Here is a 21,537-nt window from a genome sequence, read left to right as displayed (position 1 = left end):
TTTATGGCAAAGAATGGTGGACGATACTGGGCTTGAACCAGTGACCCCCGCCTTGTAAGGGCGGTGCTCTCCCAACTGAGCTAATCGTCCGTCTCTGTGGGGGCGTATTATAGGCAGATCAATAAAGCTGTCAACAGAAAAACCTGTAATTGAGCTATTTTTTTTATTTCATTATATCGTTTGATTTAATTTTGTTCATTACGCTGGTTTTACGTTCAGCATTTTTAGTCAGAGTTACTAGTTCATTAAATGAATGTTTAGCAAAAGATGTTAATTTTCATCTATTAGGTGAATTAAGCTGATCACAGTGATAAAATGCCGCAAAATTTTAAGCTAATAGTTAACTAAATGAATTTTTCTTCATTTAGTCTTTATATTTGAGACTCTTATGACTTTAACAACACGTTTCGCTCCTAGTCCTACGGGCTACCTCCATGTTGGTGGTGCACGTACTGCATTATATAGCTGGTTATACGCACAAAAAAATGGTGGGGATTTTATTCTACGCATTGAAGATACTGATTTAGAACGTTCAACTCAAGAATCAGTTGATGCCATCATGGATGGTATGAATTGGTTAAACTTGGCTTGGACTCACGGCCCTTATTTTCAAACCAAACGTTTCGATAGATACAAAGAGGTTATAGAGCAGCTTCTTGAATCTGGTAATGCTTATCGCTGTTATTGTACCGCTGAAGAGGTTGAAGCGATGCGAGAAGAAGCTAAAGCAAAGGGCGAAATTGAAAAATATAATGGTTTATGGCGTGAGCGTACAGATTATCCTGAAGATAAGCCATATGTGATTCGCTTTAAAAACCCACTTGATGGTGATGTTGTTATTAATGATATGGTCAAGGGTGATATCACGATTAGTAACGAACAGCTAGATGATTTAATTATTGCGCGTTCTGATGGTTCTCCTACTTATAACTTAACTGTTGTAGTTGATGATTGGGATATGAAAGTTTCTCACGTAGTTCGTGGTGATGATCATATTTCTAACACGCCTAAGCAAATTAATATTTTAAAATCTCTTGGTGCTGATGTTCCTGAGTATGCTCATATTCCTATGATTTTAGGCGATGATGGTAAGCGTTTATCTAAACGTCATGGCGCAGTTAGTGTTATGCAATACCGAGATGATGGTTATTTACCTGAAGCCTTATTAAATTATTTAGTGCGCTTAGGTTGGTCACATGGCGACCAAGAAATTTTTTCTCGTGAAGAAATGATTGAGTTATTTGATTTAAAAGATTGTAATCGCGCCCCATCAGGCTTTAATACTGAAAAGCTTATTTGGGTTAATCAGCATTATATGAAAACAATGGACCCAAGTTATGTTGCTGAGCACTTGGCTTGGCACATGGACGATCAAGGTATCAATACAGATGAAGGTCCAGCATTGGCTGAAATTGTGAAAGTTCAAGCCGATCGCGTTAAAACATTAAAAGAGATGGCTGAGATTTCTAGCTACTTTTATCAAGATTTTACTGAATTTGAAGCAAAAGCGGCTAAAAAGCACTTACGCGGTGTCGCAAAAGAGCCATTGCAATTAGTGAAACAAAAGCTAGCAGCATTAGATAGCTGGCAAGCAGACGTTATTCATAATGCCATTAATGCAACCGCAGAAGAATTAGAGGTTGGCATGGGGAAAGTTGGTATGCCATTGAGAGTTGCAGCAACAGGTGGTGGTAACTCCCCATCATTAGATGTGACGTTAGCTTTATTGGATAAAAATAAAGTCTTAGCACGCATAGATTTAGCGTTAGCGTTAGTAGAAGAGCGTATCGCTAATAGTTAATTCTAATTAGCTAAGATTATAACGACAAAAGCCATTGTAATTTACAGTGGCTTTTTTATATCTAGAAATTATCGTATATTGTATTTTTTTGATGTTTAAGTTAAAAGGATGTACCTCACATGCAAATTGTCTTACTTCAACTATTACAAATACTGGCAAAAACGTTTTTAGTACTGGCATTGACTACTCTCTTCAATGTTGCCATTGCCAAAAAAGATATTGAAGTAGAGTTAAATAGTATGTGGCAAGAAATGTCTCGAACGATAGCTATTGGTGACATTAACGGTTATCGGGATACATTTCACCAAGACGCGACTCTTGTTTTAGGAGAAAAACATACAAGCTATCATATCAATAAAGCGTTTAAGCGTTGGAGTTTAGGCTTTGATAAAGTTAAGTCTGGTCAGCACAAAGTGAATGTAGAATTTCGTTTTTCTAATAGAATACATGATGAATCAACGGCTTATGAGACAGGTATGTACTATTATGAGCTTGTCGATGAACGTGGCGATAAAACAATTTACTATGTAAATTTAGAAGCGTTAGCAATTAAAGTTCAAGGTAAATGGCAAGTTATGATGGAGTATCAAAAATCCGCAGGTACAGTTGAGCAGTGGAATCAACTTAAAACACTTAAATAGCAGGATAACTAAGTTCAGCTTTAATTGCTCCGTAATTTTATAAAATATTTCGCTTTATCTTGATAAGATTCGCTATAATATCGTCTTTATATCGACATATTGGAGTTTCGTTTGCAATTTAGTGATTTCGCGTTAGAAAGGCGTTTAATGAATGCCGTTGAGCATTTAGGATTTACCGAGCCTACAGAAATCCAGCAACAAGCGATACCTGCTGCTATTGCAGGTCATGATCTTATTGCTTCATCTAAAACAGGATCAGGTAAAACTCTTGCGTTTTTAATTCCAGCTATGCAAAGGCTAAACCGAAATAGAGCACTATCTAAACGTGATCCTCGCGTTGTTATTTTAACGCCAACGCGCGAATTGGCTAAACAAGTATTTAGTCAGTTACGATTATTTACTTCAGGCAGTCAATTTAAATCTGTACTTATACTTGGTGGCGAAAATTTTAATGACCAAGTTAAAGTATTAGAAAAAGACCCACATTTTATTGTAGCAACACCCGGACGCTTAGCTGATCACCTTTCTCAAGGTCACTTTTACTTAAACGGCTTAGAGTTACTTATTTTAGATGAAGCAGACAGAATGCTTGATTTAGGCTTTGCTGAGCAATTAAGAAAGATTAATAATGCGGCAGATCACCGAAAACGTCAAACCTTATTATTCTCAGCAACATTAGATCATGCACAGGTGAATGAATTTGCTGCTGATTTACTGAAGAAACCTAAGCGTATTGCAATTGATTCAGGCTTTACAGAGCATAAAGACATTACTAAGCGATTCTATTTGGCTGACCATTTAGCTCATAAAGAAGCTTTATTGAATCACTTTCTAGAGAGTGAAACCTACCAACAGGTTATTATCTTTACCGCGACTAGACAAGATACCGATAGACTAGCGTCAGTGCTCATCGATCAGGGGCTAAATGCTGTGGCTTTAAGTGGCGAGCTAAATCAAAGCCAACGAAATCAAATAATGGAAAGCTTTAGTAAAGGACAACATAAAATTCTTGTGACGACTGACTTAGCTTCTCGGGGTTTAGATTTAGTGAATGTTTCTCACGTTATCAATTTTGATATGCCAAAGCATACGGAGGAGTTTGTTCACCGCATTGGTAGAACAGGTAGAGCAGGAAGTAAGGGCGATGCGCTCTCATTTGTTGGACCTAAAGATTGGTTAAGTTTTAAAAATGTTGAAGCTTTTTTACAGCAAACGATTTCTTTTGATGAAGTAAGTGGTTTAGTTGCCAAGTTCAAAGGGCTTAAACCTAAGAAAACTAAAGCAAAAGCTACTAAAAAGAAAGTAACAAAACCTGCGAGTAAAAAAGTTGTTAAGCAGAATAAACCAACAAAGAAAACTTTCTTTCAAGGGCAAGATGTTGGTGACATGATGATTGTTAAGAAAAAGAAGCCTGTGTCAGCTGAGCAAGTGGAAGATGATAACTTCAAAGAAGTTGAATAAGTTTTTTATTTAACCCCACACTGACAAACTTGTGATCGAAGTTATGTATTAGTTAATTAAAAAAACTAGTCATAAATTCTAGTCATTTCTAATTATGAAGCCTAGTAAATAAAAAACGCTGACTTAAAAGTCAGCGTTTTTTATTTTTTGGTAGTTTTAACTGGGTTACTATCTTTATTTATTAATAGTAAAAGCACTATGTTTTTCGCTATCTACTTCTAAAATGGCTAAGCATTCAGCTGTGTGCGGATCGTCATTATTTCCTAGCATGATCCTATCATCATGCCTCCAGGTGATGTTATCCCACGTTTCCCCAGGTGCTAAGCTCGCATAATAACTACGTCGCAATAGCCCGTTGGTTTTTTTATTGGCCTCCTGATCTGGAAATACCCAAAAAGCATAGATATGTTGATTACTTTCATTTCTTAACGAAGCGTTTTTAGCTGATTTACTTGAGCTTTTGTAACTTTGTTTTAGTTTACAAGTATTATCAGCAATGGGTGTTCTTTCAAAAAAGCCAATGTGACGATATTTTTTCGCTTTAATGGTACCTAAGCATTCACCTTGATTATTAGAAACAAGTATACGTTCATCATCATAAATTGCTTTTTCAGGTTGCCAAGTCTCATTAGGTTTAAGCTCAATCCTTGTTGAGGAAACCTTGCCAGTGTCGGCGGCAATTCTTTGTAAATGAATGTTGGTTTTAGCATTATTTATCACTTCAAAACTTCGAAGTTGCTTTTCTTCATTTTGAATTAGCTCATAAGGGCTAGTAAGATTACAGCTATCAATTGCGGCTGATTCAACAATACGCGGTGGCTGTAAAACCGTTACACTTTCTGGCGCAGGGTCTTCAGGTAATGCTAATGTCTCAACACAGTTTTCACCCGCACAAGCGTAAATATGAGTATCAGCTAATACGGCAATCGCTGAGACATTATCAACAGTTATGTAGTAGTCACCAGCTTTAACATCGCTAAGTACACATTGTTGCTTAGGTTGCTGCTCAGCGGGTGTGTCTGTTTTACAAACCAGCGCATCTTGGTTTAGAGAGGCAACACTGTGTACCGGCCTACCTTTACCAATTAGTAGGTCATATTCACCGACACCGCCAGCAGAGCCAATGGTCAAACTGGGCATACCTTTTTCTATGCTTAGCTTAAAGCCCCAATCTCCCGCACCGTAAAGTGTGGTATAGCTGTTTAATGGTAAGTTACTCTCATCGAGTTCAAAGCTATCTATGAATGACTTTTTCGTTCCCCAATATAACCATGCTTGAAAGTCTGCTTCATATCGTAGTGCTAAAGCATCGAGAAAAACGTCAGATTCAGTGTATTTTCCTTGTTTAATTAATCTAACAAAGTGTTTTAAATCGGCAGTTTTTTCTTCAAATAAGAAAGTAAAAGCCAAGTGTCCCCATGAATATGGGTTAACTTTTTTGTGGAATACTTCTTGTAAACTGGCTGTGTTATATTTTGCTGATAAACGATGATCTTTAAAAGCTAATGTAGTTTCTTCTGTCAATGATGCTGCGGCAATACAAGCTTTTTCTTTATCACGCAAAATAAAGCGATCACCTTGCTGCCAATTACCTTTATTAAAACCACTCCAGCTTTGTTTTGGCTCAAGCTTAATCGCTTGTTTGTTTTCAGAAAGCTCACCGTTATAGTTAACACGTTTTAAGAAGATAGCTTCTTTAGACTCATTGGTAATAGTGAAGCTTTTGATGGTATCTTTACCACTATTATCAGCATAAGTAGTTAAGGCGCTATCACAGCTTAAAATATTTTTGGGATAAAAAGCTGAATGTGCTGTAGTGAATTGTCTTTCTGGGCCATTCCAAAAACCAAAATGTTGCGCTAAACCTTCCGACCACCAGCTGATCATATGATTAACAGCAGTAGAGTAGGTGCCTTTTTTAAGGTGCCTGCCGTCTAGGTAATGGGCGAATTCATGTTCTAAATTCCAGTAGTGTGTTAAGCCGCCTGTCCAGTGAATTCCGTTGAACGTACGAAAGGTCGCTTGCGGAGAGTTTGGATCTTCGGGTGATTCTTCATGGAAAATCCCGCTGTTATTTCTGCTATCTTGCAAGTAGCTCATCCATGTTTTATGACTTTTGATACTATCGTATAGTTCCGCAACCACTCTATGATTAAGATCGCCTTCAATAGGCTGGGCAAAATAAGGGTCTATTTTTTTCCAATCATTAAGAAATCGCGCTTGCGTCATAGCCAAACGATCACAAACAAAAGTCTTTTGTTTTTCGGTTAATGCCTGTGCCCGAATATCGGCTGTTGCTTTTTCACACGCATGGTTAATGCTATAGATATCTGTAGAGGTAAATAATAAGCCGTCGTTGACTTCAAATTCTCCCAGCTTTTCATTATCTTTATTTTCCTTATCAATAACAGGGTTAATTAAAAGATAATATTTACCTGCTTTAGGCTTATCAAAAACGCAAAGTTCTGAATCACCTTTTTTCCACGTACCACGGCAATCATAGTTTTCTACCGTTGGGATTTTTTCATGACTTACATAGATATCTGGGTTACCTAAAACTTTAGCATCTTTTCCCCAAGCGAAACTAAAGACTAAAGACGCTTTATCATTTGGCACATCGAGAGTGTAATACAGTGGGTTATCGGTATTAATGTTTCTAACTGGTATGCCTAACTGATATTTAATAGGGTTTTGCATTGAACCTAAAGGAGCATTTTGAATTATTTCAACACTATTTACAGTGGGCTGTAGTTTTGGGCTTTCGCTCAACTCACTTGAAGTGGTACAAGCAAAGAATAGAGGAGTTAGCGGGTATAACAAATATCGAGAACTACGCATGTATTATCCTGTTATAATCAATAAGTTACATTTTTTTATTAAGCCGTAAAACCTAATTAATCATGTAAGCTAGTGAAGTTTGAAAATGGAATTTATGTATAAGGTATAAAATATAAAACAACTAAGGGGTTGATGGTAGCTATTTTTCAATTGCTTTGTCGAAAAATTGCAAAGGCCAAAGTAGTTAGTGATAAGCAGAAAACAAAAAAAGTCTTTAAAGCGTGATTTTGAAATGAAACAAAAGGCTATTCGATTATGCAATTTACGATATAAAAAAATGATAAAAGGTGTAAGCAAAACTCATTATGGCTGCGGCTTTAATTAATATTGCATACTGGCCGTCACGACCAAAGCCGAGGTAACCTAGAAATGAGTTTTCAATTTTATGTGCGCCGCCTAAAAAAATTATCCATAGGCAACTCATGATGATGAAAATATCAGATAGAATACCTCCCTCCAGTCTTTACTCCTTTGGCTGAGCTTTCTTCACTTCTAGGTAGCGTAATGATGATCGATGAATTCATTTACTGCCCTTATATTGCGTGCTTACCTGTAATGATAACTTGCAATAACATGATCCAATCACATTAGTAAGTTTTGAATTGCAGTTAAGTAATCTTAAGTGAAATAGAATTAGACGTATATTGCATTTTATTTTTTGTTAATACCTGCGATTCGTAAAGGCAGATTCACTAATGAAAGGTTAGTTAACGTTAAGTAAGTTGGCTAAATTTCATCAAGGTTAATTAATGTTAGGCTAATAGAAGAAAGGAGCTAGAATAGAGAATAATGATGTAATGGTAACTTGCAAATTGTATTATTTGCAAGTTACCATTTAGGTTAAATAAAATGCAAAACTACTTTTTATTTAATTCATTAAATTTAGCTAGTTGCTCTTTTGTTGCAGGTAGCTGATGTTTTTCTTTCCACTCGCTATATGGCATACCATAGACCTGTTCTCGTGCATCATCAATATCCACTGTTACGCCCAGCTTTTCTGCTTCAGCCACAGTCCATTTGCTAAAACAGTTTCTACAAAAACCAGCTAAATTCATTAGCTCAATATTTTGTACATCTTTTCGGTTATCTAAATGCGCGAGTAAACGGCGAAAAACTGCCGCTTGGATTTCAATATCTTTTTCCATGAGTTACCTTATTTCAGAGATAAAAAGCTCTTATTGTCATTAAATTATTTAATCGCTTGGCTAACTGCGTCGTCACCAGACTTGTTTGGATCAAAGCGCCTTATTTGTACTAACATACCAATGTAAGGGTGATCGAAATAGTGAACCTCACCGCTGATCACACGGCGGTTTTGTTGAAAACTAATCTGCTTGCTTTTGCTACGCTCATCTAAATGTTCAGTGCCCTGAGAATTTGAATTAACATCCTTTGTAACTAAGTTAAAATCAGCAGTAATGTATAGGTAATGATCTAAATGCACTTTAAATAAACCATCTAACTCCCAATTTTGCATTGGTGGCTCTGGCATTATCGCAACTTCAAGGGCCTCTGGTGTAACATTGGTTAAACCGTCATCATTATTTTGAGCTAAAAGCTCAATTGGTTGCCCTAATTGACTAATCACATAATCAGTATTATCACTTTTAATCAGGCTTGCTTGGTTGATGATCGCATTTATATATTGTTGCTTAATGATTAACTCGCTATTGCCTTCTGTATTTTGTTGAGTATTCGTGGCTTCATCGGTACTATTTATTAAACTATTAATCTGCTTATTACTTTCACTTTCTGATAATTCAACATTTTGCAGAGCATCAATATGTTCAGCGGGGTATGATTGAGCGAATTGTGCAATAAGGGCATTAACTTGCTGTTCATTTATTTCGCTAGCGCTTATCTGATTAACGTATTCTTGATAGCCCTTGAGTTGTTGCTGATACTCATAAGCCAAATGTTTGCCTGCGAAAAGCTGCATAGGAATTGCTTTATTTCGTGTAACTCCAATTTGGCGCCAGCCTAAATGTACTAGTGGCTTGAAGTTCTTGCTCCACCTTAGTCGTTGAGTGACATCATTTAACCGTAAAGAGTCTTTGCTGATAAGGTAAGGTGTATGTGTTTTTCTAACGCCACTTGCTGCAATTTTTTGGGGCATAGTTTCAACGTTAAAAGCTGTGCTATTAAATGATGCTAATTGCTCTGGTGATAAGGTTTGCTTAAAAAAACTTTCAGGTATTTGGCAAAGGGTGTTCTTAGGCTGTTTGGGGTAATAGCTATAATTTTTATACTGTATTAATGAGAATTCTTGTTCGGCTAATTCTAATAACTGGATTTGCTCTTCAGTTAACCCTGTTAACTGCTCAGCCTCAACATTAAGGTTTGCAATGTTGTCAGCGTTAACATTGTTATCAACGATAGTAGTGCTATCTATGTTCTCATCAGTAACTTCACGGCTTTCGTTGCTATGAACTTCTTGGTTCTCTTGTTGAAGCGATTCTGAAACAGCATTATTAAAATTGTTGCTATTAGTTATGTCTTGTTCGGCTGCCAGTTCAGCTTGACCATTTTCAATTAACGCAAGGTTTAGCTCAGCATTAACAGGCATAGCTTCAATTTCAGTTAACGACTTGGTAGAAAATTGCGCTTGTGATTGATATAAAACGAAATCAGTATTCCTTGCTTGAGCAATAAAGTCACTTTTGTAAAATTTTTCTGACGAATTCAACTCTTGGCAAAAAGGGAGCTTTTGTTTAAGGGATTTTATATCAGGTTGCAAAAAGTCAGAGAGTAAATCAAAAGAGCGTTTTGCGCTGGGTTTCATGACCTCATCAGGGAATTGTTCTTTTAACAGTTTTTTGTCGCCTAACTGTTTAAAGAGGATGACTTCAATTTCAAACCAGCGAGGCGCTTTTTCTTTCGCGCCATAGCTTGGTGTGGCTAAGCATAATAAGCTTGTACAGAGTGTAGTTTTTATAAAAACTGATAGCTTATTTAAATTTTGTTTCATTAAGTATATGGCTCTTTTTGTAAATGCTTTTGCTTGTTCTTTTCTAAGTAAATATTAAAAGTCACCAAACAATACGCCTCGTATTTACACAGCATATACTTAGGCTAGGCCTTAGTTATGAATCAGTTATTATTTGGTTTTAATTTTAACTTAATTTTAGCTTAGTTTTAGTTTAGTTATAGCTATCACTAGACACTAACAATAATTAAAACTTTTTGCTCACTAGCCTACATAGTATCGTTATTTTGCTAATAGGTTCAATATATTAGTCACTACAGTGAAACGCTCTTGGCTGTCCTCACTGTTTTTGACAAATTTTAATTTACTTTGTCCGCCCATTTTATACATAGCTGGCTGTTGTTGAATTAAGCCAATAATTTTCATTGGATCTATCTGAGTATTGTTAGAAAACTCGAAAGAGCCGCCAGTAGCACTAGCCTCTATACGGGATATGCCAAGCTTTTGCGCTTTAAGTCGAAGTTTAGCTATATGGATAAGGTTTTTCGTTGCTTGTGGCAGTAAACCAAATCGATCAATGAGTTCTACTTGGATATCATCAAGCGCTTGTTTGTTTTTACAACTGGCAATACGTTTGTATAAGCTTAATCTAAGGCTTACATCAAAAATATAGTCATCTGGCAGTAGCGCTGGTATGCGTAAATCAACTTCTGTTTGGTTTGACATAACTTGATCAAGGGATAATTGCTTACCTTCTTTTAACGCAGCAACTGCCTGATCGAGCATTTCCATATAAAGGCTAAAACCTACTTGGCACATTGAGCCACTTTGGTCTTCACCAAGTAATTCACCAGCGCCGCGTATCTCCAGATCGTGAGTTGCTAGAGTAAAACCTGCACCTAAATCTTCTAAAGATGCAATTGCCTCTAAACGTTTCTTCGCATCTTTGGTCATGCGCTTTTCATGGGGCGTGAGTAAATAGGCATAAGCTTGATGGTGCGAACGACCGACACGGCCACGTAGTTGATGTAATTGCGCTAGACCTAAGTGATCTGCTCTGTCCATGATAATGGTATTAGCACTAGGAACATCGATACCTGTTTCAATTATGGTAGTACAAACAATGACATTGAAACGTTGGTGATAAAAATCACTCATGATACGTTCAAGTTCTCTTTCTCTCATTTGACCATGAGCTGTTACCACTCGAGATTCAGGCACTAATGCTTGAATATCAGCTGCTGTTTTTTCAATGCTATCGACATGATTATGTAAGAAATAAATCTGACCGCCACGCAGTGTTTCACGTAAAATGGCTTCACGAATTAGCGCATCGTCTCGCTGTCTTACAAACGTTTTAACAGCTAAACGTTTGGCTGGTGGAGTGGCAATAATGGATAAATCTCGCATGCCTCCCATGGCCATATTTAAAGTTCGTGGAATAGGGGTTGCTGTAAGCGTGAGTATATCAACGTTACTACGCAGCTTTTTAATCTTTTCTTTTTGTTTGACACCAAAGCGATGCTCTTCATCAACAATGAGCAATCCTAAGTCTTTATATTTAATGCTGTTCTGCAAAAGTTTATGTGTACCAATTAAGATATCTATTTGACCAGACTCTACTTTGGCGATGACTTCATTTTGCTGTTTCGTGGTTTTAAAGCGTGATAGTACTTCGATAGTGACAGGCCAGTTGGCGAATCTGTCTCTAAAATTTTCGTAATGTTGTTGAGCGAGTAAAGTAGTGGGTACTAGAATAGCCACTTGCTTTGAATCATTTACCGCCACAAAGGCGGCGCGCATAGCCACTTCGGTTTTACCAAAGCCAACATCGCCACAAACCAATCTATCCATAGTTTTAGGGGATAACATGTCACTGATAACAGCGTTGATTGCTTGCTTTTGATCGAAAGTCTCTTCAAAGCCAAAACTATCACAAAAACTTTGGTAATCTGCTTTATTACGCTTAAAACTATGTCCGTGATGGCTTGCCCTTTTAGCATATATATCGAGTAGTTCTGCTGCGACATCACGTACTTTTTCGGCGGCTTTTTGTTTTGCCTTACTCCAAGTATCGTTACCTAGTTTATGTAGTGGGGCATGCTCATTATCAGTGCCAGAATATCGGCCAATTAAATGTAAGGAAGCAACAGGTACGTATAATTTGGCATCGTTAGCATAGTTTAACATTAAGAATTCAGTGGTTATGCCACCTGTTTCTAATGTTTGCAGTCCTAAGTATCGACCAATACCATGTTCAATATGTACCACAGGTTGGCCTATGGTAAGTTCTGCGAGGTTTTTAAAGAGTGCATCAGCCTGAATATCTTGCGATTTTGCACTACGTCTTTCTTGTCTAACATGATCGCCTAAAAGTTCGGCTTCTGTGACTAAGGCTATGGCATTTTTTATTGCACTGCCTTTACTTTGGAAAATAAAGCCTTGGCCTAAGGCATTAACAGTGATCCCTAAAGTTTCATTGCTTTCAATAAATTGTTCAATACTGTCAAAAAGCGCTGGTTTAATATGGTCACGTTGTAATAGCTCTAAAACGCTTTCTCTTCTACCTTGGCTTTCTGCAACGAAAAGCACTTTTTGAGGTGTTGTTTTACTGGTTATAAAGTCGTTAATCAGCTCAAATGGCGATTTCAATTTGTGATCTATGGTTAAGTCAGGTAGCGGTTTAACATCAAATTCTATTTCACTGGCTTTACGTCGAGTTTTTTCTTCTTGTTCATTGCCGTGCGGCTTAGTAACTAACTCAGTGTTATCTTTTGCTAGATTCTCATGATGACTTTCATCACTGCTAAATTGATTTATTACAGGTGATTTTACGACAATACGGTCAAAAGGTTTTAATGCTGTAAATAATGCTTCTGATGATAAAAACAAACGCTCTGGTGGTAATAATGGTCGAGTTGGATCGTATCGACGGTTTTCATATCGATAGTCAATATCAAGCCAGTATTGAGATAAAGACTTTTGTAAATCGCCATAGACAATAGTTAAAGTATCTTCTGCAAAATAGTCGCAAAGGGTATTGGTTTCATTGAAAAATAGCGGTAAGTAATATTCTATACCTGGAGGTAAAATACCATTGCTTACTTGATGATAAATAGATTCTTTATCTATGCTGCTTTTAAATTGTTCTCGGTATTGGCTGCGAAATAAATTAATTCCCTCTTTATCTGTTGGGAATTCATGGGCTGGCAATAGGTTAATCTTATCGATTTTATCACTTGAACGCTGATTTTCAGGGTCAAATAGTCTGATTTCATCAATTTCATCATCAAAGAAATCTAGTCGAAATGGGCTATGACTGCCCATAGGAAATAAATCTAAAATTGCGCCACGAGCTGAAAACTCACCATGCTCCATGACCTGCTCAACACAACGATAACCATTTGCTTCTAGTTCTTGGCGTAATTGATGTAAGTCTTTTTTATCGCCGGTTTTTACTTGTAAGCTGTTTGCCTCAATGTATTGTTTTGGTGCTAGTTTTTGCGCCAAGGTTGTAACTGGCACAATAACAATACCTTGTTGCATGCGCGATAATTGATATAAGGTAGCCAGTCGCTGAGAAATGATATCTTGATGAGGAGAAAACGTATCATAAGGTAATGTTTCCCAGTCAGGAAATAGGCAAATAGATAATGAACTTTCTTCATTGGATTGCAGGCTTAATATTTCTTGCTCTAAGCGTAATGCCGATGGTGTATCGTGAGTGATAATAACTACTGGCTTATCAGCTGCTTTGGCAGCATTAAATATGGCTAAGCTTGTACTGCTACCAAAAAGGTTATGCCAATTTTTTTTATCGGCAGTTTTGCCGCGACGTTTTGCTATAACAGGGGTTAACAGGCTGGTCATTTTACTTATTACACTTTGTATTATTTTTTATAGGGTGACTAATATGAAGATGAAAAAGCATTTACAAAGCCATTATGGCTTAATCAATGAGTGTTAGCGTCTCTGTTAATATTAGCTAGTGAACAATAAACATTTTATATGATGAATATTCTAAATAAGCTGGCATTAAATCGCTAGTATTTGTGTCGTTATTTTTATATTTACCAATTTGCATTCTTTATTTTGTATTCCATTTTTGACAAGGCGTAATTATTTGACTAGACATAAGAGTAATGACTTTGTTGTTCTTGAATCATGAAGATGAAAGAAAAGTTATTATATGAGTATTGAGTGAATTATCAGTAAATTATGATGATCACTTATGAGATACATGGATTATTAAATGGATAAAACAAGGATTGAATATGAATATATCAAAAAAACTATTGTTAGCTACTTTATCAGTTACAGTTATAGCTTTTAGTGGGGCGTCTCTTGCCAAAGCTGATACTAAGGCTAGCCAACAGGTAGCAACTAAAGCTATATCACAAGAAAATTTACAACCAGTAAATATCAATGTCTCTGATGTAGCACAATTGCAAACTTTAAAAGGTGTTGGCTCTCATAGAGCTGAAGCAATAGTGCAATATAGAAATGAGATAGGTAAATACACCAGCATCGAACAATTAACAGCTGTCAAAGGTATTGGTTTAAAAATAATTGAAGATAATAAGGGCAGAATAACACTTTGATTTTTTGATGTTAGCGTTGTTTAAATTAATATTCAAACCAGCTTTTTAGCTGGTTTTTCTTTTTATTTGAGGAGTGTTTTTCAATAAAAATGTATTTCCTATAAAAATTACTATACTTATTACTTTTGGTTATATTGAAGCTATTTATTATATGGAAAGCTCTAGTTAGCTGTGGCACTATTACCTCATAATTTTTCATCATAGTTTGTACTGACAAATGAATTTAACCCATTTAAAAAAGCTTGAAGCTGAATCAATCCATATTTTTCGTGAAGTAGCTGCTGAATTTGATAACCCTGTTATGCTTTATTCGGTAGGTAAAGACTCTGCTGTATTGCTACACTTAGCTCGAAAAGCCTTTGCTCCAGGTAAAATTCCTTTTCCTCTTTTACATGTTGATACTGATTGGAAATTTAAAGAAATGATAGCATTTCGTGATCAAATGGCGAAAGACTATGGTTTTGAGTTATTAGTACATAAAAATCCAGAAGGGTTAGCAATGGGGATTGGCCCATTTACTCATGGTAGTGCTAAACATACTGATGTCATGAAAACTCAAGCACTAAAGCAAGCATTAAATAAATATGGTTTTGATGCGGCATTTGGTGGCGCACGAAGAGATGAAGAAAAGTCTCGTGCAAAAGAGCGTGTTTATTCGTTTAGAGATACTAACCATCGTTGGGATCCAAAAAGTCAACGCCCTGAATTATGGAATGTTTACAATGGTAAAGTGAATAAAGGCGAAAGTATCCGAGTCTTTCCATTATCAAACTGGACTGAGTTAGATATATGGCAATATATCTATTTAGAAAGTATCCCAATTGTACCTTTATATTTATCTGAGAAACGTCCTGTAGTTGAGCGTGATGGTACCTTGATTATGGTTGATGATGATCGCATGCCAATTGCTGATGATGAAGAAATTCAAATGAAAAATGTTCGTTTTAGAACATTAGGTTGTTACCCGCTTACGGGAGCGGTTGAATCTGAGGCGGCAACGTTACCAGAAATCATTCAAGAAATGCTGTTAACTAAAACATCTGAACGACAAGGTCGAGTTATTGATCATGATTCTGCTGGTTCGATGGAGAAGAAGAAGATGGAAGGTTACTTCTAATCAGGTATTAATGGCAATTTCCACCGTTTAAGTTGCCAAAAGAAATTAACATAATTAACAGTAGCATTTAATTTGATAATGAACCAAAGCTCGTATTGCTTTGGTTGACTAAGGAAAAAAAATGAGTCATCAATCAGACTTAATAGAAAGTGATATCCAAGCTTATTTGAAACAGCATGAAAATAAAGAACTTGTTAGGTTTCTAACCTGTGGCAGTGTTGATGATGGTAAAAGCACCTTAATCGGCCGATTACTGCATGATTCTAAAATGATATTTGAAGATCAATTAGCTGCTATAGAGAATGATTCTAAAAAATCAGGAACAACAGGTGAAGCAGTTGATTTAGCGTTATTAGTGGATGGCTTACAATCTGAGCGAGAGCAGGGCATTACCATCGATGTTGCCTATCGTTATTTTTCAACAGACAAGCGTAAGTTTATTATCGCAGATACTCCGGGTCACGAGCAATATACACGTAACATGGCAACTGGTGCTTCAACATGTGATTTAGCAATTATTTTGATTGATGCAAGATACGGTGTTCAAACACAAACCAGACGCCATTCATTTATCTGTTCATTACTTGGTATCAAGCATATTGTTGTTGCCGTTAATAAAATGGATTTAGTTGATTACTCTCAAGAGCGATATCAAGCCATTAAAAAAGAATACCGTGAATTCACCGAGTCATTGAACTTTAATGATGTACGCTTTGTACCCATGTCGGCACTTAATGGCGATAATGTTGTAGAAGAAAGTGAAAACATGCCTTGGTACCCTGGTGCCACATTAATGAAGTTATTAAATACTATTGATGTTAAAGAGCAGAATGAATTCACACAATTTCGTTTCCAAGTGCAATATGTAAATCGTCCAAACTTAGACTTTAGAGGCTTTGCAGGAACAATCGCATCTGGACATGTTTTAGTTGGCGATACTATTGTTGCATTACCATCAGGTAAAGAAAGTGTTGTTAAAGAAATTGTTACCTTTGATGGAAATCTAGAGCGCGCTGATAAGGGGATGGCAGTAACAATCACTTTGGAAGATGAAATTGATATTTCTCGTGGTGAAATTATTGTTAAAAAGGGAAATTTACCTACATCGGCAAAAGAGTTTAATGCCACGGTTGTTTGGATGCATGAAAATGAGCTTGAACCAGGTCGAGAATACTTTATCAAGCATGGAAGTAAAGTAACAACAGGGCATGCGGGCTCTATCGCGAATAAGTTCGATATCAACACGATGGAAAAATTACCAAGTTCTCAACTTGCAGTAAATGATATTGGTACTGTAGATTTTGTTGTTGGTGAAACCTTGCATTTTGACCCTTATCAGGATAACAAAGGGACAGGGGCATTTATTATTGTTGATCGTTTAAGCAATATTACCGTTGGTGCAGGGATGATAAATCATGCCCTAGATGAAAAAGTTCATGAATATTCAGCGTTTGAACTTGAATTTAATACTTTAGTTCGTAAACATTTCCCACATTGGGGTGCTCGCGATATCACTAAAGCGTAAACAAGTTCGTAATATCACAAACGCTATATTAGGTATGATTAATGACAGTTGAACAGTGGTTGATGATCGGTGTATTTATTGCCACTTTCGCCAGTTTAGTCAAGTTTCAAAGGGCACCAGAACGAGTGTTCTCTGTTACTGTATTACTATGCTTAGCATTATCTTTTGTTTCTGTTGAAGATATTTTATCTAATGCCGTTAACCCTGGGCTTGTAACATTAATACTGTTGGTGCTATGTTCTTTTTCATTTGAGCGTACGAGTATACTGAGACGTCTGTCTGCGAGTGTATTCAACGGCTCAAAAATAAAGTCTACTGTAAGGTTATTACTCGGCACTGCGTTTGCTTCTGCCTTAATGAGTAATACCGCCGTCGTCGCCACTTTAATTAGCACGGTAAAGAAAAATAAGCTTATTAATGCTGGAAAGTTGCTACTACCTCTATCTTTTGCCGCTATTTTAGGTGGAACGCTGACTTTAGTTGGTACCTCCACTAATTTAATTGTAAACAGTTTAATGTTAAAACAGGGCAGCAGTGGCTTTAGCTTTTTTGACTTTACCGCTATAGGTTTAGTTGCCCTAATTAGTTGTTTATTTATCATTTTATTAAGAGCAAATTCACTACCGTTAATAGAAGAAGATGAACTACAAACAAATGACTATTTGCTAGAAGCAGAAGTCTCGGTGTCATCCTCCTTAATCGGTAAAAATATTGAAGAGAACGGTTTAAGAAATTTGGACTCACTTTTTCTAGTGGAAATTGTCAGACAAGGAAAGCTCATATCTCCCGTTACCCCTGAAGAGAATGTCCAAGCGAGTGATAAGTTAATTTTTAGCGGAGATATTTCAAAAGTCTTAACGCTGCAACAATTTGATGGCTTAACTCTTTTTGCTCAGCAAGATGATTTATTACAAGAAAATTTAACAGAAGTCTTGTTAAAGCCTGACTCTGCTATTGCAGGAAAAACGCTCAAGAAAGCAGGTTTTCGTGCTAGATTTGATGCGGCTGTTGTTGCTGTTAGGCGAGAGGGTACGTCACTTTCAGGGAAACTGGGCGATATTGTTCTTAAGTCAGGTGACTTTTTAGTATTAGCTGTAGGGCAAGACTTTTCAACCCGAACTAACTTAAGTAAAAATTTTTTTATTTTATCCGGACGACAAACTGAAAATATGCTCAGTGGATGGCGAGATTATAGCACTGTTTGGGGCTTTTTAATTGCAATTGCGGTTTCAGTTTTTACACCTATCTCTTTATTAAGCACACTTTTTGTTTATGTCGCCTACTTAATATTTAGTGGCTCATTAACGGTTAATGAAATTAAAAGACGCTTTCCTTTAGAAATTTGGATGATAGTACTTGGGGCACTAACCTTAGCAACCGCTATTGAGAATACAGGCATTGCATCGAATATTGCTTCAGGCATAGAGTCACTATTACATGGTCAGAGTGTCTATTTAACTTTCATTGTTATTTTTATATTAACGTTAGTCATGACAGAATTGATAACAAACAGTGCCGCTGCCGCGCTATCATTTCCAATTGCATATAATATTGCCCTTGGTTTGAATGTTGATCCGATACCTTTTGTTATGGCCGTTGCTTTTGCTGCCAGTGGTAGCTTTATCAGCCCATATGGTTATCAAACTAACGTCATGGTTTACAATGCGGGTAACTATCAACTTAGTGATTTTATAAAATTTGGGCTTCCAATTTCTGTGGTTTATAGTGTCACGGTTATGATAATGATCCCGATTATTTTTCCATTTTAATACGGCAAGTCGAGTAAATATTAATGAAAACAGACAATACTGTATGGCATGACCAACAGGTAACTAAGCAGCAAAGAGCAGAGCTGAAAAAGCAAAAACCTTGTTTGCTTTGGTATACGGGCTTAAGTGGCTCAGGAAAATCAACCGTTGCCAATGCGGTAGATGCATTGTTATTTGAACGGACTTGTCATAGTTATTTACTAGATGGTGATAATGTAAGACATGGCCTCAATGGTGATTTAGGCTTTAGCGATGAAGCTCGTGTTGAAAATATTCGTCGTATATCTGAAGTGGCTAAATTATTTCTTGATGCCGGTGTTATCGTATCAACTGCATTTATTTCACCTTTTGCTTCAGATAGAGCGATGGCAAAAGCTAAGCTTGAGCAAGGTGAGTTTATTGAAGTCTTTATTGATACCCCAATAGAGGTCTGCGAACAACGTGATCCAAAGGGCTTGTATAAAAAAGCACGTGCTGGTGAAATTAAAGACTTCACAGGGATAGACTCTACTTATGATGTGCCAGAGTCACCTCAAATACATGTGAAAACAGCTGAGCAGTCTATTGAAGCTTGTGCTCAACAAATAGTTAATTACTTAATAGAGCGCCAGTTCATCAGTTCTTAACATCAAAAATTTCAATTCAGTGGTGAGGTTAACTTTACCGATAAGAAAACACTTTGTTAACCTCTTTAATCCAATACAATTCTTAAGAGATTATTATGCATTATGATGTCTTCAACGGTGATGCTGATGGTATCATTGCTTTATTGCAGCTTAGGTTGTCTTCTCCAAAACAAAGTCAGTTAGTTACTGGTGTTAAGCGAGACATTAGTTTGTTAAAACAAGTTGATGTTGAGCAAGCAAGCTCAGTTACGGTATTAGATATTTCTCTTGAGAAAAATCTTCAGCCTTTAAAAGAGCTTTTGGCTAAAGAAATATCTGTTATTTATATTGATCATCACCGCAGTGGCGATATTCCACAATCTGACTACTTAACGAGTATTATAAATACTGATCCTAATACGTGTACTAGCTTATTAGTGAACGATTACTTAAAAGCAGAGTATGTTAACTGGGCTATTGCGGCAGCGTTTGGTGATAACATGATCGCATCAGCTAAGTCACTAGCGAATAAATATGGTTTGACAGAAGAAAAACAAGCACTGTTGTGTGAACTGGGAACATATATTAATTATAACGGATATGGTCGTGACTTAGATGACTTATACTACTCGCCATCAGATTTATTTAACATATTACTAGATTACCCTGATCCCTTTAGTTTAATTGAAGAACAAGGCTCTGCATTTAGTCAACTGAAAAAGCGTTATCACTCGGATATGAGTAGTGCACAAGCTGCGAAAGTTTTAGCGGATGAAACCAACTTTAAAGCGTTTCTACTTGCTGATGAGTCTTGGGCTCGAAGAATTAGTGGCGTTTTTGGAAATGAGTTAGCCAACCAATCGCCAGATAAAGCGCATGCAGTATTAACGCTAAATTCAGACAACTCTTATACAGTTAGCTTGAGAGCGCCACTTAACAATAAAAAAGGGGCTGGTGATATATGTGCTCAATTTCCAACAGGTGGTGGAAGAGCCGCTGCCGCAGGCATTAATGCATTACCTAAACAAATGCTTGGTGAGTTTTTTGATACTGTGGCAAAATATTATCAACAGAAGTAATTAAGATAATAACGACAAAGTATTTTATAGGATATTTAATGAGCTTATTAATTACCGGTGGAACAGGATATATAGGTAGTCATACTGTAGTTGAACTTTTGCAATTAACTGATGATACATTAAGTCAAGATATTGTTATCGTTGATAACTTATCAAATTCATCGACAAAAGTGCTCGATAGAATTACTCAAATTTGTGATAAAAGTGTCACTTTTATTGAAGCTGATATCCGTGATGAATGCGCATTAGAACAAGTATTTACGCAATATGATATTGATTCAGTCATACACTTTGCAGGTTTAAAAGCGGTAGGTGAATCTAACGAGAAACCATTAGCATACTATGAAAATAATGTTTCTGGCACGGTAACTTTATTGCAGGTAATGAAAAAGCATCATGTTAAAAAATTGGTGTTTAGCTCTTCAGCAACGGTTTATGGTGGTAATGTCTCCCCCCTTGATGAAAGTATGACCACCTCGGCGACGAACCCATATGGTCAAACCAAGCTCATGGTCGAAAATATTTTGTTTGATTTGGCCAAGAGTGATCCAAGTTGGTCAATTGCTTGTCTGCGTTACTTTAATCCTATTGGCGCTCATCAATCAGGATTAATTGGCGAGAGTCCAAATGGTATTCCAAATAATTTATTACCTTATGTATCACAAGTTGCTGTTGGACGATTGCAGCAGCTACAAATATTTGGTGATGACTATGATACACCTGATGGAACTGGCGTTAGAGATTACATCCATGTTGTAGACTTAGCTCAAGGTCATATCAAGGCGCTTCAGCAGTTAGAAAATATTAATGGTTGCCAAGCCATTAACTTAGGTACAGGTAATGGCACGTCAGTATTAGATATTGTTAATACTTTTGCTGAGATTAGTGGTGTTGAAATACCATATAAAATAGTGCCAAGAAGAGCAGGGGATTTGGCAACAGTATTTGCTGATGCTGCCCTTGCTGGTGAATTATTAGCTTGGCAAACACAATATACTTTAGTTGACATGATCACTGACACGTGGCGATGGCAGTCTAAAAATCCTAATGGATATGAATAGTAAGTTGTAGGCAAAAATCATTTACTGTGTTGTCCTGATATAGGTTGACACTTTTTTTCTAAAACGCCTGATGAATTTCATCAGGCGTTTTGTATTTTAAGGCCATATGAGGC

14 protein-coding genes and 1 tRNA gene are annotated in these 21,537 nt (G+C 36.7%); 10 read left to right on the top strand and 5 right to left on the bottom strand.

The window, feature by feature from the left end:
• Positions 1–14: 14 nt before the first annotated feature.
• Positions 15–90: transfer RNA gene (locus EPA86_RS07625), tRNA-Val, on the bottom strand.
• A 298-nt stretch (positions 91–388) separates the two neighbouring features.
• Between EPA86_RS07625 and gltX the strand changes: the two genes are divergently transcribed.
• The 3 genes from gltX to EPA86_RS07610 all read left to right on the top strand — a co-directional run bounded on the left by gltX (position 389) and on the right by EPA86_RS07610 (position 3,903).
• Positions 389–1,801, top strand: a complete 1,413-nt coding sequence (gene gltX, locus EPA86_RS07620; RefSeq protein WP_140602842.1) for a glutamate--tRNA ligase — start codon at positions 389–391, stop codon at positions 1,799–1,801.
• Between the two features lie 119 nt (positions 1,802–1,920).
• On the top strand, positions 1,921–2,442 hold the full coding sequence (locus tag EPA86_RS07615; protein ID WP_140602841.1) for a hypothetical protein: 522 nt from the start codon (positions 1,921–1,923) through the stop codon (positions 2,440–2,442).
• 111 nt (positions 2,443–2,553) lie between these two features.
• Positions 2,554–3,903 carry a DEAD/DEAH box helicase gene (locus tag EPA86_RS07610; RefSeq protein ID WP_140602840.1) on the top strand — a complete coding sequence of 450 codons (1,350 nt, stop codon included), beginning with the start codon at positions 2,554–2,556 and terminating at the stop codon, positions 3,901–3,903.
• Positions 3,904–4,077: 174 nt separating this feature from the next.
• Here the strand turns inward: EPA86_RS07610 and EPA86_RS07605 are convergent, their stop codons facing one another.
• From EPA86_RS07605 to mfd, 4 genes are all read right to left on the bottom strand, one after another.
• Positions 4,078–6,741, bottom strand: coding sequence for a collagenase (locus EPA86_RS07605; protein WP_140602839.1), 2,664 nt, complete (start codon positions 6,739–6,741; stop codon positions 4,078–4,080).
• An 857-nt stretch (positions 6,742–7,598) separates the two neighbouring features.
• Entirely contained in the window at positions 7,599–7,886 is a 288-nt protein-coding gene (locus tag EPA86_RS07600) for a DUF1244 domain-containing protein (RefSeq protein ID WP_140602838.1), read from the bottom strand.
• A 44-nt stretch (positions 7,887–7,930) separates the two neighbouring features.
• A complete protein-coding gene (locus EPA86_RS07595; protein ID WP_140602837.1) occupies positions 7,931–9,709 on the bottom strand; it encodes a CsiV family protein in 1,779 nt (592 codons plus the stop codon).
• A gap of 240 nt (positions 9,710–9,949) precedes the next feature.
• Complete coding sequence (mfd, locus tag EPA86_RS07590; protein WP_140602836.1) at positions 9,950–13,537, bottom strand: transcription-repair coupling factor; 3,588 nt, start codon at positions 13,535–13,537, stop codon at positions 9,950–9,952.
• A 404-nt stretch (positions 13,538–13,941) separates the two neighbouring features.
• On the opposite strand from mfd, the gene EPA86_RS07585 reads away from it, so the two are divergent.
• The 7 genes from EPA86_RS07585 (at position 13,942) to galE (ending at position 21,424) form a co-directional block, all read left to right on the top strand.
• Complete coding sequence (locus tag EPA86_RS07585) at positions 13,942–14,268, top strand: ComEA family DNA-binding protein (RefSeq protein WP_140602835.1); 327 nt, start codon at positions 13,942–13,944, stop codon at positions 14,266–14,268.
• Positions 14,269–14,485: 217 nt separating this feature from the next.
• Positions 14,486–15,385, top strand: a complete 900-nt coding sequence (gene cysD, locus EPA86_RS07580; protein WP_140602834.1) for a sulfate adenylyltransferase subunit CysD — start codon at positions 14,486–14,488, stop codon at positions 15,383–15,385.
• A gap of 121 nt (positions 15,386–15,506) precedes the next feature.
• Positions 15,507–16,910, top strand: a complete 1,404-nt coding sequence (cysN, locus tag EPA86_RS07575; protein WP_140602833.1) for a sulfate adenylyltransferase subunit CysN — start codon at positions 15,507–15,509, stop codon at positions 16,908–16,910.
• 41 nt (positions 16,911–16,951) lie between these two features.
• Positions 16,952–18,679 (top strand): SLC13 family permease, encoded by a 1,728-nt coding sequence (locus EPA86_RS07570; protein WP_140602832.1) that lies wholly within the window; start codon positions 16,952–16,954, stop codon positions 18,677–18,679.
• A 23-nt stretch (positions 18,680–18,702) separates the two neighbouring features.
• Positions 18,703–19,305: an adenylyl-sulfate kinase gene (gene cysC, locus EPA86_RS07565; RefSeq protein WP_140602831.1), complete on the top strand. Its 603-nt coding sequence runs from the start codon at positions 18,703–18,705 to the stop codon at positions 19,303–19,305.
• 95 nt (positions 19,306–19,400) lie between these two features.
• Positions 19,401–20,363 carry a DHH family phosphoesterase gene (locus tag EPA86_RS07560; protein WP_140602830.1) on the top strand — a complete coding sequence of 321 codons (963 nt, stop codon included), beginning with the start codon at positions 19,401–19,403 and terminating at the stop codon, positions 20,361–20,363.
• A 38-nt stretch (positions 20,364–20,401) separates the two neighbouring features.
• Positions 20,402–21,424, top strand: a complete 1,023-nt coding sequence (gene galE / locus EPA86_RS07555; protein ID WP_140602829.1) for a UDP-glucose 4-epimerase GalE — start codon at positions 20,402–20,404, stop codon at positions 21,422–21,424.
• Positions 21,425–21,537: the final 113 nt, after the last annotated feature.

The organism is Litorilituus lipolyticus, from assembly GCF_006439335.1.
Lineage (GTDB): Bacteria > Pseudomonadota > Gammaproteobacteria > Enterobacterales > Alteromonadaceae > Colwellia > Colwellia lipolytica.
Note: the sequence above shows the minus strand (reverse complement) of the source record. Positions and strands in the feature narration are given on the sequence as shown.